The sequence below is a fragment of the Oharaeibacter diazotrophicus genome (assembly GCF_004362745.1).
Classification (GTDB): Bacteria; Pseudomonadota; Alphaproteobacteria; order Rhizobiales; family Pleomorphomonadaceae; genus Oharaeibacter; species Oharaeibacter diazotrophicus.
In genome coordinates this window covers 1,331,118-1,343,865 of the sequence record NZ_SNXY01000006.1, presented here as the reverse complement: position 1 = coordinate 1,343,865, position 12,748 = coordinate 1,331,118, and the positions used below count along the sequence as shown (strand labels likewise).

At 67.6% G+C, this 12,748-nt stretch carries 14 protein-coding genes; 4 read left to right on the top strand and 10 right to left on the bottom strand.

All coding sequences use genetic code 11. The features are described from left to right. Positions 1–39 precede the first annotated feature (39 nt). From EDD54_RS06360 to EDD54_RS06345, 4 genes are all read left to right on the top strand, one after another. Positions 40–417 (top strand): hypothetical protein, encoded by a 378-nt coding sequence (locus EDD54_RS06360; protein ID WP_126535511.1) that lies wholly within the window; start codon positions 40–42, stop codon positions 415–417. A 304-nt stretch (positions 418–721) separates the two neighbouring features. Next, positions 722–1,090, top strand: a complete 369-nt coding sequence (locus tag EDD54_RS06355) for a hypothetical protein (protein WP_126535513.1) — start codon at positions 722–724, stop codon at positions 1,088–1,090. 237 nt (positions 1,091–1,327) lie between these two features. Next, entirely contained in the window at positions 1,328–1,774 is a 447-nt protein-coding gene (locus tag EDD54_RS06350; RefSeq protein ID WP_126535515.1) for a hypothetical protein, read from the top strand. Next, positions 1,775–2,170, top strand: coding sequence for a hypothetical protein (locus tag EDD54_RS06345; protein WP_126535517.1), 396 nt, complete (start codon positions 1,775–1,777; stop codon positions 2,168–2,170). It begins immediately after the preceding gene. Positions 2,171–2,275: 105 nt separating this feature from the next. Here the strand turns inward: EDD54_RS06345 and EDD54_RS06340 are convergent, their stop codons facing one another. From EDD54_RS06340 to EDD54_RS06295, 10 genes are all read right to left on the bottom strand, one after another. Next, positions 2,276–3,370: a DMT family transporter gene (locus EDD54_RS06340; protein ID WP_126535519.1), complete on the bottom strand. Its 1,095-nt coding sequence runs from the start codon at positions 3,368–3,370 to the stop codon at positions 2,276–2,278. Next, positions 3,367–4,842 carry an MATE family efflux transporter gene (locus EDD54_RS06335; RefSeq protein WP_165644633.1) on the bottom strand — a complete coding sequence of 492 codons (1,476 nt, stop codon included), beginning with the start codon at positions 4,840–4,842 and terminating at the stop codon, positions 3,367–3,369. The genes EDD54_RS06340 and EDD54_RS06335 overlap by 4 nt, the downstream gene beginning before the upstream one ends. Positions 4,843–5,214: 372 nt before the next feature. Then, positions 5,215–5,994, bottom strand: coding sequence for an amino acid ABC transporter ATP-binding protein (locus EDD54_RS06330; RefSeq protein ID WP_126535523.1), 780 nt, complete (start codon positions 5,992–5,994; stop codon positions 5,215–5,217). Then, the gene (locus EDD54_RS06325; RefSeq protein ID WP_126535525.1) at positions 5,991–6,800 is read right to left on the bottom strand and encodes an ABC transporter permease; all 810 of its coding nucleotides are present in this window, start codon (positions 6,798–6,800) and stop codon (positions 5,991–5,993) included. Before EDD54_RS06325 ends, EDD54_RS06330 begins: the two co-directional genes overlap by 4 nt. After that, complete coding sequence (locus EDD54_RS06320) at positions 6,797–7,495, bottom strand: ABC transporter permease (protein ID WP_126535527.1); 699 nt, start codon at positions 7,493–7,495, stop codon at positions 6,797–6,799. Before EDD54_RS06320 ends, EDD54_RS06325 begins: the two co-directional genes overlap by 4 nt. A 79-nt stretch (positions 7,496–7,574) precedes the next feature. Continuing rightward, positions 7,575–8,420 carry a transporter substrate-binding domain-containing protein gene (locus tag EDD54_RS06315; protein ID WP_126535529.1) on the bottom strand — a complete coding sequence of 282 codons (846 nt, stop codon included), beginning with the start codon at positions 8,418–8,420 and terminating at the stop codon, positions 7,575–7,577. Positions 8,421–8,617: 197 nt separating this feature from the next. After that, positions 8,618–9,451, bottom strand: a complete 834-nt coding sequence (locus EDD54_RS06310; protein WP_126535531.1) for a transporter substrate-binding domain-containing protein — start codon at positions 9,449–9,451, stop codon at positions 8,618–8,620. Positions 9,452–9,491: 40 nt separating this feature from the next. Continuing rightward, the gene (locus tag EDD54_RS06305) at positions 9,492–10,805 is read right to left on the bottom strand and encodes an NtaA/DmoA family FMN-dependent monooxygenase (protein ID WP_126535534.1); all 1,314 of its coding nucleotides are present in this window, start codon (positions 10,803–10,805) and stop codon (positions 9,492–9,494) included. Positions 10,806–11,087: 282 nt separating this feature from the next. Beyond that, entirely contained in the window at positions 11,088–11,597 is a 510-nt protein-coding gene (locus EDD54_RS06300; protein ID WP_126535535.1) for a flavin reductase family protein, read from the bottom strand. After that, a complete protein-coding gene (locus EDD54_RS06295) occupies positions 11,594–12,667 on the bottom strand; it encodes an MsnO8 family LLM class oxidoreductase (RefSeq protein ID WP_126535537.1) in 1,074 nt (357 codons plus the stop codon). Before EDD54_RS06295 ends, EDD54_RS06300 begins: the two co-directional genes overlap by 4 nt. Positions 12,668–12,748 lie beyond the last annotated feature (81 nt).

The window sequence follows — 12,748 nt, the reverse complement described above, 5'->3', positions numbered from 1 at the left end:
ATTTCGCATGTCCTGCGGGCACGTGCAGGGGGTGAGGACATGAAGCTGATCGGCAGCCTCGCCGAAGGATTGTTGCGCGAGCAGTTGCTCCGATCCAATGCCGCCTTGAACGACGGCAGCGACGATCGGTTGGTCGACGCCCTCCGAGCCGAAACGGCGAACGTCGCCGACGCCTTCGTCTTGGACTGGGTCATGGACCAGGGTGAAGACATCTACACCGTTCTCGTTTCGCCCGACGAGATCGTCGTCGTCGAAGTACCGCGCGACGACGGCGAGATTCTGGTGGTGCGCAGGACGCTCGCGGACTACCGTCGCGGTTGCAGGAAGTCCGCACGGATCAAGATCGCCGTCGCCTTGGATCTGCTTGCATCCCGTGCGCGGGACGCAAGCCGGACGCGGACGACCACTCGGTCATGAGGTCGCGACGTCCATATCGGGTCACGGTCTTGCATCACGTCGTGTTGTTCGGAAACACCCGGTGGCACGCATATCGACGGCATACGCCGGCGAAACGGCTTCGACTATTCCCTTGCCTACGCCAGGGCATTTGGCGATGCCCATGCCATGGAGATGCAGGGGTCATAGATTTTCTGAATATTCAATCGCATAAGAATTTACGGCAATTTTGGTTTCGTCGTTATTCTGAGAAGCCTACATTGGTTTCCGAGTAAGTTGAGCAGGACTCATCGTCCTGGAAGTTCCAAGAATGAGGAGTTTCGGGATGGACAGCGAGTCCTTTGTCGATCTGGTCAAGATCCATGTTGCCGATGCCGCGGTTTTGGATGTGGTAGAGAGACTGAGAAATCCGACCGGGCGTAAGGTGTCGGTTGAGATCAGAAATCGTTCAAACTGGTACAAATCTCTCGACGACGAAAGTAGAGACCATGTCGATAGCCTAATCGCCGAATCTGCTTGTGAGGCGCTGTTCGGATTGTTCGTGGTACTCGATGGTGATCGACTGATCGATGAAAGTGGCGGGTATTTTGAGTTGGCTCATGTTTCCGGCCGGCGTGTGATTTTGTGTAACTCTGATACAAGCCCGCTGCACGATATGTTTAGAGCCTCCATTCAGGATTGTCTGTTGTTTTGAATTTGGCTAGTTCATTCGCCAAATGAAGAACGAAACGTTTTCGAGGCGCTTGCGGATCGAGTCTTATGTGGCGAAGATTCGACCACGATTTCGAACCGCACCGCAAGTGGACCGGGAGGCGGAAAGGCGGCGAATCGTTCCGCATGCGATCAAGTCCGACGCCGTCGGCGAGTTAAACTACTCATGAATCCTATCATATCGTGGACTGTAATGCGCATTTTGTGTTTCACCATTGTGATGTCGCTCTCACTGTTTCCTTCTGCGGGTTACGCTGCATCGCAATGCGTGAAGCCAAGCGAGGCGAGGACGCTCACCAAAGGCGATGGAATACCTGCGCTCGATATCGATTGCAGAAACGACGACTGTCGAATTTCTGTCTTTGTAGGGGGTAGAGCAGTTTACAACAACAGGACAAAGTCGAAAGAAATTTGCCGCCATGATTTAGCGTTCTATTTTGAAGGTGGCGACAAGAAAAACTGTGCAACAACAATAAAAAGTGTACTGATTAAATTTAATACAGAGAATCGATCTGACAGATTGTCGATAAATTATTCAGATCGTTTAGAATACCCAGGTGAGACCTGCTTTGAGCCAGAACTCCCGCAGTTTGATGATGAAAGTACCGTGATCGTGGAAATATTCGATCGTTTCCATGTTCTTTTAATTCTTGGTACTGGATATTGAATGATGCGTATCGCATACTCAATTTTTGCGTTTGCTCTAATTTTCGTTGCTAGCGGCGCCTTTTGTATCGTGCTCTCGATTTTACTTGGTTTATTCTATGGATCTCTAGCCGCGGCGATAATTTTGGGTGGGTTGTCGTTGTTTTTTGGGCTAGCGAAACGATCAGGGATTCCTTCATATGCACTTGTTTCATGGCGTGGTGCCGGCTATGGCGTCGGGATCCCGTCCGGCATTTGCCTGCAGGCGTCGTTGAGTTTTATCGCGGAAACGAACAGTTTCTGGACTGTTCTTGGGTACCTCTATTTCTCTGCTGTCATTATTTATTTTGTCGGATGGGGTTTGTATCTCATTTTGAAGCGTTCGATCCGCAAGCGCAAAGCCGAGGGTGCACCATAGACCTCGGCACTCCTAAACCCGTTTCATGACGTTTCGACTCGCCGGGACTTTGCATTATTTCGGTCGGCTTCTGGGGGGGCCCGCCCTCCGCCCTCCCACCCTCCATCACCCCGCGTTGCCGCGGACCGTGTACACCGTGGTGGCGATGACGATGGTGGCGCCGAGGAGGGTCCGGAGGTCGGGGATTTCGTCGAAGAGGGCGTAGCCGATCGCGCAGGCGACGATCAGGCGGGTGAACTCGAGCGGGGCGAGCGCCGAGGTCTCGGCGACGCGGAAGGCCATCGTGAAGAGATACTGGCCGATGGTGCCGAACACGCCGATCAGGGCGAGCAGGCCCCATTCGCGCGGCGTCGGCCATTCCCACAGCCAGATCGCCGGGCCGACATAGGCTAGGCAGAGCACGGCCGACTGGTAGAGCAGCATCGCGGAGGTCGACTCCCGGTCCGCGAGCAGGCGGATGAAGGCGGTGACGCCGCAGAGGAGCAGGGCGCTCAGGATCGCCAGCAGCGCGTGCGGGTCGAACAGCGCCGCGCCGGGCTTCAGCATCACGAGGACGCCGAGGAAGCCGATGCCGGTGGCGGCCCAGCGGCGGGCGTCGACGGTCTCGCGCAGCACGACCACCGCCGTCAGCGTCATGAACACCACCTGGCTGAAGCCGAGGGCGGTCATCTCGGCGAGCGGCAGGTAGAGCACCGCGAGGAAATAGGTGTATTGCGAACCGAGAGAGAACAGCCCGCGCAGGGCGAGGAGGCCGGCGTGCTGCGAGCGGAACACCGCGACGAGGTCGCCCCGGAGCACCGGCAGCACCATGGCGGTCAGCAGCAGCTGGCGGATCAGCAGGGTCTCGACCAGCGGCAGGCCGTCGCCGATCGCCTTGATGGCCGACATCATCACGCAGAAGACGAGGATCGAGCCGATCATCAGCGCCGAACCGCGCAGGTTGTCGGACGCCGCCGTCCAGCGGGAGCGGCCGCGGGCGCCGAGCCGGCGGAGCCGTCCGGCGACCGGCTCGCGCCGGGGTGCCGACAGCGGCGGGGCGAGCGGCGCGGTCAGCGCGACCTCGGCGAGATCCGAGGCGTCGACGGCGCCGGCGGCGTCCACGTCCGCGGACGGGGCGGCCGTATCCGGCGCCGCCGCCGGGATCGCCGCGGCGCCGTCGAGATCGGCGGGGGTGAAGCGGGCGCCGCCGTCGGCGCTCACGTCGGGCTCCCGGAGCCGGCGAGTTCGCCGGCCGGCGGCGCGGCGGCGCGGTGCTTCGCCCGCCCGGCATGGTCGGCCTGCCAGCCGAAGCGGGCGAGCAGCACCGAACCGACCAGGGTGACGCCGCAGACGATGCCGATCCAGATGCCGATGCCGCCGAAGCCGAGCGCGAAGGCGAACAGGCAGGCGAGCGGCATGCCGACGCCCCAGTAGCCGCAGGCCGAGGCGACCATGGCGAAGCGGTTGTCGTCGAGCCCGCGCAGCACGCCCATGCCGGCGCCGTAGAGGCCGTCGGCGAAGATGAAGCCGGCGGCGAACGGGATGAACGTGAGCGCGATCGCGACGGTGGCGGCGTTCTCTGGCCGGTGGACGTCGAGGAACAGGCCGACGAAGGGGGCGGGGAAGGCGAGAACGACGGCGGCCGCCGCGGTCATCGACAGCACCGACAGCACGGCGGCGACCCGGCCGGCGCGCCAGGCGTCGTCCATGGCGCGGGCGCCGCGGCGGTAGCGGATCCGGAGCGCGCCGGCGTCGCCGAAGGCGGAGGCGAAGGCCCAGGCGATGGTGCCGAAGTTGAGCGCGATCTGGTGGGCGGCGAGGGTGGCGGCGCCGAACTGGCCGATCAGGAGCGTCAGCGTGAGATAGTAGACGTTGTCGATCGCCTGCATGGTGCCGATCGGCAGGCCGCGGCCGAAGACGTGGAGGATGCCGCCGAGCCCGCCCGGGCGGAGGGCGACCTTGCGGCGCCGCGGTCCGAGGTGGACCACGGCCAGCATGACGAGCGCGCCGGCCCAGCTCACGATCACGAAGGCGACGGGAATCCCGAGCCAGCCGACCTCGGGCAGGCCGAACCGGCCGGACACCAGGCCGAAGCCGATCAGCACGTAGGCGGCGATCGACACCGGCGTCAGCGCGAACAGGATCGAGGCGAGGCCGAGCGCCGGCAGCGCCGAGCGCATCAGGCCGAGGCGGATCAGGTTGGCCGGCTCGGCCCAGCGCATGACGTCGAGGACGTCGGCGGTGCGGGCGACGATCCCGGGATCCTGGCCGAGGGCGAGCAGCAGCGTCGGCGACACGGTCATCCAGAGGAAGGACAGCACCGACAGGGCGAGGGCCAGCACGAGGCCGCGGCCGTAGCTCGCCGCCACCGCGCGGCCGTCGCCGGCGCCCTCGGCCTCGGACATCATCAGGCCGGCGACGACCACGACGCCGCAGAGGATGTTGGTGCTGACGGCGACGCGGATGGCGAGGCCGCCGGCGGCGAGCGCGTCGGCACTGGTCCAGCCGAACATCAGGAGGGTCGCCGTGGTGGTGGCGAGGTTGGAGAAATGGGCCATCGAGATCGGCCCGGCGAGACGCAGCGTCTCGCGGACGTGGCCGCCGAGCGGGGCCGGCCCCGAGGCCGGCAGCCGCGGTTCGGCCCGCGCCGGGACGGGGACGGCTTCGATCTGCGGTCGGTCGTGACCAGTCATCGCGCCTCGTTCCGCCAGAGGAGGGGCCGCCCGATCGGGCACGTCGGCCGGTGCTGCCGCTTCGCCGGGGCCGTCCGCAGGTGGGACGGCGACGGGCGGCCGGGGCAGCCGGCCCTTCCTGACTAGCGACGCCCGGCGCGGCGAACCATCGCCAAGGCGCGAACCGACCTTCGGCCCTCTCCGGGGGCTCGCTGCCCATTGCCGCGCCAGCCTGCCGGAGCCGTGGGCGCCCGCGCGGGCGCGGCCGGGGCGGTTGCGCGGGCTCATGGGAACGGGCGCCCGCCGGATGCGACGAGACCGCCGGCGCGGGGCGTCGGCGGTCTCGGGGATGGCGCTCGGGCGACGTCGGGGGAAGGCGTCCCGTCGGTGCCGTCAGTGCAGGATCTGCGCGAGGAAGCCCTTGAGGCGTTCGCTCTTCGGCTGCTCGAAGAACTCCGTGGCCGGGGCGATCTCCACGATCTCGCCCTTGTCCATGAAGACGCAGCGGGTGGCGACGCGGCGGGCGAAGCCCATCTCGTGGGTGACGCAGATCATGGTCATGCCGTCGGCGGCGAGGTCCTCCATCACCTGCAGGACCTCCTTGATCATCTCCGGATCGAGCGCCGAGGTCGGCTCGTCGAACAGCATGATCGGCGGTTCCATGCAGAGCGCCCGGGCGATCGCGACGCGCTGCTGCTGTCCGCCCGAGAGCTGGCTCGGGTACTTGTGCGCCTGCTCGGCGATGTGGACGCGGTCGAGATACTGCAGCGCGCGCTTCTCCGCGAGGGCGCGCGAGATGCCGCGGCCGAGGCGCGGGGCCAGCATGCAGTTCTCGAGGATGGTCAGGTGCGGGAACAGGTTGAACTGCTGGAACACCATTCCGACCTCGAGGCGGACGTCCTGGGTCTTGGCCGCGCTGCCGTCGAGCTCGACGCCGTTGACGACGATGGTGCCGCCGTCGTGGGGCTCGAGCCGGTTGATGGTGCGGATCAGCGTCGACTTGCCGGAGCCGGACGGTCCGCAGATCACGATCTTCTCGCCGCGGCGGACCTCGAGGTCGATGCCGGAGAGGGCGCGGAACTTGCCGTAGTACTTCTCCACGCCCCGCATCGTCACCGCGACGGCGCGCTGCGAGGGATCGGTCCCGGCGGGAGCGGGCGTCGCGAGGCTCATGAGGTCTGTTCCTTCGGGGTCGACGGGGTGACGGCGAGGCGCAGCCGGCGCCCGAGCGCCGCCACGGCGGCCGGCAGGCGCACGCCGGCCTCGCCGCGCGAGGCGTCGTGGGCCCTGAGGTGGCGGTTCAGGTGGCCCTCGAGCAGGCCGAAGCCGAGACGGATGACGTTGACGAGCGTCCAGTAGAGGAAGGCGGCCGTCAGCATCGGGGTGAAGGGATCGTAGGTCTGCTCGAACACCGCGTTGGCGACCGCGGTCAGGTCGACCACCGTGATCACGCTGATCACCGCCGTGCCCTTGGTGAACATCACCACCTCGTTCTGGTAGGCGGCGAGGCCGTAGCGCATGGCGAGCGGCATCTGGATCTCGCGGAAGGTCTGGCGCGGCGTGATGCCGAGGGCGGAAGCCGCCTCGACGAGACCGGCGGGCACCGCCTCCAGGCTGCCGCGCACCACGTCGACCATGAAGGCGACGTGGTTGAGGGTGAGGCCGATGACGGCGCAGGCGAAGGCGCTGCCGAACACGAACCACAGCGGGCCTTCGCGCAGCGACTCGATCTGCCCGAAGCCGTAGTAGACGAGGTAGAGCAGGGTCAGCAGCGGCGCGCCGCGGAAGAACACCACGAAGCACGCCGCCGGCCAGGACAGCCAGGGCCGCTTCGACATGCGGGCGAGCGCCATCGGCACCGACAGCACGAGGCCGAGCAGCAGCACGACCACGGTGATCGAGATGGTGGTGCCGAGCCCGCGCAGCATCTCGGGCAGGCTCTCGGCGGCGAGTTCGAGGTCGATCGGCAGTGCGCTCATGACTTCACCTTGGCGATGCCGCGGCCGAGACGGGTGTCGAGCCGGTTGGCGAGGGGCATGGTCAGCGCGCTGAACGCGATGAAGAACAGCGACGCCGCGATGAAGAAGATGAAGGGTTCCTTGGTCGCGCCCGCGGAGATCTTGGCGGTGGCGACGAGATCGTTGAGGCCGGCGAGCGAGACCAGCGGCGTGTCCTTGAGCACGATCAGCCAGACGTTGACGAGGCCGGGCAGGGCGAGCCGGAACACCTGCGGCAGGATTACGTGGATCCAGGCCTGCACCGGGCGCAGCGACAGCGCCGCGCAGGCCTCGAACTGGCCGCGCGGCAGGTTGCGCACGGCGCCGTGGACGAGTTCGGCGACATAGGCCGCGTAGACGATCGTGAGGGCGGCGAGCCCGGCCCCGAAGGGCGTGACGTCGAGGCGCAGCGAACGGCCGAACAGACCGTTCAGCATGGCGCTGCCGCCGTAGTAGATGATGAAGATCACCAGGAGCGAGGGCACGCCCATCACGATCGAGGCGTAGGTCCGCCACAGCGCCTGGATCGCGAGGTTGCGGGACAGGCTGACGATGCCGACGATCGTCCCGAGTACCAGCGCCAGCACGACGCTGCACGCGAACAGCTCGAGGGTGATCACCGCTCCACCCGCCATCTGGCGGATGTAGCCCCAGAATTCTGGAGAGGCGAGGTCCATGGGCCCTCCTTGCGGACGTTGGAGCGATGGCCGGAAACGGCGCGGGCCCGGCGGGGTGTCCGCCGGGCCCAGGTGAAGGTCAGTTGGTCATGGTGGCCGCGCAGGCCTCGTCCTCGGGCAGGGTCGAGATGTCGAGGTACTTCTTGCGGATCCGGGTGTAGGTGCAGTCGGCGATCAGGGACTTCAGCGCCGCGTCGACCTTCTCGAGGAGCTCGGGCGAGTCCTTGCGGACCGCCCAGCCGAGGCCGCGCTCGTCCTCGGGCACGCTGGCCTCGCCGACCCAGTATTCGCCGGGGGCCATCTTGAAGCCCTTGCCGGGGTCCTTGGAGAGGAAGTCGACCTGCGAGTTGAGCTTGGCCTCGAAGGACATGTTCACCCGGCCGCTGACCATGTCGAGGTGGAACTGGTCGGGGTTGTCGTAGAGGACGTATTCGACGCTGTCGCCGAGCATGTCCTTGGCGTACTGGATGTGCGCGCCGCCGCTCTGCAGGGCGAGCTTCATGCCCTTGCCCGCGAGGCCCTCCCGGGTGATCGGCGCGTCGAGGGCCGCGGGCACGACGAAGACCATCGGATTGGCGACCACGCGGGTGGTGAAGAGCATCTTCTCCTTGCGCTCGGCGGTCGGCGTCAGCTGGGACACCAGCACGTCGAACTTGCCCTGCAGCAGCGACGGCACCAGCGCCTTGAAGGTCATCACCTCGAACTCGCACTCCATCTTCATCCGCTCGCACATCGCCCGGGCGAGGTCCGGCTCGATGCCCACGAGCTTGCCGTCCGCGTCCACCATGCTGAAGGGCGGGTAGGTGCCCTCGTTGCCGACGCGCAGCGTCTCGGCGGCCGCCGGCAGGGCGACGCCGGCGGCGACGGCGAGGGCGGCGAGGCGGGCGAGGATCCGCGCGGGAAGGGTGCGGGCGAAGCGGGTCATGGCGGTCTCCAGGGTGGGGTGGTGGTTCGGGATCTCGGGTGGGAGGGCTTCTCTCTTCGGTGGTCCTGCCGCGGCCGCCCCGCCGCGACGGGGCGAGGGGCCGGGTCATGGTCTCCCGTCCGTCCGGGCGGGGGCGAGGCGCGTTCGGGGGGACGCGGCGATCCGACCGGGAGCCGGGATCGCCGCGGACACCGGCGTCACTTGTCGAGGCAGGGCGCCTCGCGGGTGAGGATCGCGACGTCGAGGAACTGCTTGCGCAGCTTGGTGAAGGTGCAGTCGGCGATGACCTCGTCGATGCCCTTGTCGAAGCGCGCGATCAGCGCTTCCTGTCCCTTCGGGACGGCCCAGCTGTAGCCGCGCTTGTCGTCCGGGATGGAGGCGTCGCCGAGCCAGTGGTCGCCGCCGGCGAGTTTCCAGTCCTTGCCGTCCGGCTTCATGATCAGCTCGAAGGTCCAGTTGAGCTTGGAGTCGAACACCATGTCGATCCGGCCGGCCATCAGGTCGAGGCGCATCTGGTCGGGGTTGTCGTAGAGGATCTTCTCGAAGACGTCGGGGAAGTGCTTGTCGACGTAGGGGATCGAGGAAGCGCCGCGCTGCAGGCCGATCTTGAGACCCTTGCCGGCCAGCCCTTCGGGCGTGAAGGTGTAGTCGCTGTCCTTCTTCACGACGAAGGTGGCGGGGTTGTAGACGATCGGGGTGCCGTAGGTGAGCTTCTCGAGACGCTCGGGCGTCGGCGACAGCTGCGAGGTCAGGATGTCGAACTTGCCCTGCAGCAGCGACGGGATCAGCGCCTTGAAGTCCATCACGACGAACTCGCACTCGGCGCCGATGCGCTTGCAGACCTCGCGGGCGAGTTCGGGCTCGAAGCCGGTCAGGTGACCGTCGGAAGCGACGATGCTGAACGGCGGGTAGACGCCTTCGTTGCCGAGCAGCAGCTTGTCGGCGGCGGCCGGCGCGGTGGCGGCGGCCAAAATGCCGGCGGCGAGGCCGAGGGTTGCGGCGAGGGACGGCGTCTTCGGGCTTGACGTCATGAACGATCTCCGGTGGTCGAACGGTCGCGGTGCGGGGGGGTCAGAAGTCGAGCAGGTTGTCGCGCAGCTGCTCGTGGGCGTAGGCCTTGCGGGTGAGCCCGCGGTGCATGAGTTCGGGCACCAGGCCGTCGGTGATCGAGGCGATCGCCTTGCGGTGGACGTTCGGCTGCTCGATCAGGAAGCCGTCGCCGCCGATCTCCTCCATGATCTCCGCCATCATGCCGGCGCAGGTGTCGGGCGTGCCGACGACGTCGACGCAGTAGCCCTTGGTGGTGTGGTCGACGATGGCCTGACGCAGCGTCTTGCCCTTGGAGTTGTCGAGGAACTGGGCGAGCGAGGACTGGTGTCCGTTGGTCGTCAGTTCGCCGATCGGGGCGTCGAGGTCGCAGTCCGACAGGTCGAGATTGGTCGACCAGCCGAAGCGGGCGAGCATGCGGTCGATGTTCTTTTCCGAGAATTCGCGGCGCATCGCGATCTTCTCGGCCGCCTCCGCCTTGGTCTCGGTGACGATCGGCTGCAGCAGGAACAGGACCTTGCAGTCGTCGGGGTCGCGGCCGGCCGCCATCATCTCGGCGCGGATGTCGTCGCGGTACTTCTTCATCGCCGCGACGCCGCGGGGGGCGGCGACGATGGTGTCGGCGTGGCGGGCGGCGAAGGCCTTGCCCATCTTGGAGCCGCCGGCCTGGGCGATCACCGGCCGGCCCTGCGGCAGCGGACCGGAGTTCAGCGGCCCGCGCGAGGCGTAGTACTCGCCCTTGAAGTCGATGGTGTGCACCTTGGTGTGGTCGATCAGGAGGCCGCTGTCACGGTCGGCGACGATCGCGCCCGGCTCCCAGGAGCCCCACAGACCCTTGCAGATCTGGATGTATTCCTCGGCCATCAGATAGCGGGCGTCGTGCTCGGGAAGGGCGTCCATGCCGAAGTTCATGGCGGAGAGGTCTGACGAGCCGGTCACCATGTTCCAGCCGCCGCGGCCGCCGGAGATCTGGTCGAGCGAACCGACGATGCGGGACGTCAGATAGGGATGGTAGGCGAAGGTGGAGAGCGTCGGCACGATGCCGAGCCGCGTGGTCGCGGCGGCCATCAGCGTCGCCACCACCGAGGGCTCCTGACGCGGTGCGCACATGCCGTTGGCGAGGAAGATCTCGCGGGAGTTCTTCCAGTTCTCGCCGACGTAGATCGAGTCCTCGATCAGGACGTAATCGAAGCAGGCGCGTTCCATCGCCCGGGCGAGGTCCAGGAAGGCTCCGGCGGACATCCAGTCGCGGGCGATGTTGCCGGCGAAGGGATCGCCCCAGCCCGCTATGCTCGACCCCTGCAGGAACCAGGCGAGGTGAAAGGGTTTGCCGGCCATCGGTGCTGATCTCTTTCTCCCGTGGGCCGCGCGGCAGGGCTGGAGAGCCCGGCCTCGGTGGCTGCCGTGGACTACGGGAAAAACCTAACCTCGGCGGATCAGCGGAAAACATCCATCAAGGGCAAATCGAAAATTGGAAGAGGCAAAGATTTATGCTGCCTTTTTAGGCTCGCAATAGATGCCTTTTTATTCACCTGGACATCATGAAAAGAAAATGCAACCGGCTCGCGGAGATGTAATCTTCCGCGACGCCGATTGCAACTGTCGATTTGAAGGGGAGCCTCAGGCTCCGGTCAGTCCCGTCGTGACCTTGCCGCGGAAGAACACCAGCGGCTCGCCGTCGCCGCGCGACCGCGCGGCGACCACCGTGCCGATGACGATCGAGATGCTGCCGCGGGTGACGATCTCGTCGACCACGCAGTCGAACACGCCGAGCGCCGCCGAGAGGACCGGCGCGCCGGTCGCCAACGTGGTCCATTCCGCGGGCACGAAGCGGTCGGCGCCGGCGAGGCCGGACTTGCCGCCGAAGGCGTCGGCGACGTGGGCGGCCTCGGCCGGCAGGATGTTGACGGCGAAGTGCCGGCGCGCCAGCACGGCGGCGAGCGCGCTGGTCTTGGCGTCGATCGACACCAGCATGGTGGCGGGATCGGCGGTGACGTGGGCGGCGGACAGGCCGAGGAAGCCGGCCGGGCCGGCGTCGCCGGCGGCGGTCACCACGATCATGCCGGTGGCCCGGGCGCCGAGCGTGCGCCAGAAGGTGCCGGGATCGATCGGGGCGGGCGTGTCGGTCATGGGGAGAGCTCCGTCGGGAACGGGGAGGGGCGCGCGGCGACCCCGGTCGGGATCGCGCGCGGGCGGGAGGGGGCGGCGGCGAGGCCGGCGGCGGCGGCGATCAGGCGGACGGCGCGCAGGCGGGCGCCGAGGTCCGCCACCGGCACGGCGACGACGACCTCGTCGGCGCCGTAGGACTCGGCGAGCGCGTGAAGGTCGGACACCACGACGTCGGCCGTGCCGAAGCGCTCGGGCCGCGGACCGGCGGGCGGGGTCGCGTCGTCGGCGGACGGGTGTCCGATCGGTCGGAACGCGCCGACGTCGCGGGCCGCGCGCCAGCGCCGGTAGGCGGCGTGGAACCCGGCGGCCTCCGACGCCGTCGCGGCGGCGGCGGCGAAGGTGGCGACGATCACCCGGGGCGCGGCGAGGAAGCGGCTCGGGACGAAGGTCCGGCGATAGGCCGCGAGCGTGTCGTCCGCGCCGGCGCCGTCGGCGACGAAATGGGCGAAGGCGTAGGGCAGGCCGAGCCGGCCGGCGAGTTGCGCGGTCCGGGCCGTGCCGCCGACGACGAAGGGCGCGGGGCCGGGGCCTTCGGGCGCCGGCACCGCGGCGACGCCGGCGAAGGGGTGGTCCGGCGGCATTGGGGCGCCGCTCAGGAAGGCGAGCACGGCGGCGACGTCGTCGGCGAAGCCGCCGCCCGGCCGGGCCAGGGGATCGTCGAGCAGTTCCGGCGACAGCGCGTAGGCGGTGGCCCGGTCGGCGCCGGGGCCGCGTCCGAGGCCGAGGTCGACCCGGCCGGGTGCCAGCGCCTCCAGCACGAGCGCCTCCTCGGCCACTTTCAGCGGTGCGGCGTGCGGCAGGATCACTGCGGCGGCGCCGAGCCGGATCCGGCGGGTGCCGGCGGCGATCGCGCCGAGCAGCGGCATCGGCGCGGAGCCGGCGAGGCCGGGGAAGCCGTGGTGCTCGGACACCCAGAAGCGGTGGTAGCCGAGGCGGTCGGCGGCGCGGGCGAGCGCGACGGTCTCGCGGATCGCCGCGGCCGGGCCCTGGCCGGCGACGGTCACGGATTGGTCGAGGATCGACAGGCGCATCGGCAGGGCCCTCGGACCGGTCGCGCAGGATGCCGGCGCACCCGGCCGCGCGACGACACTGGTGTAGCGTCCGGACCGTCC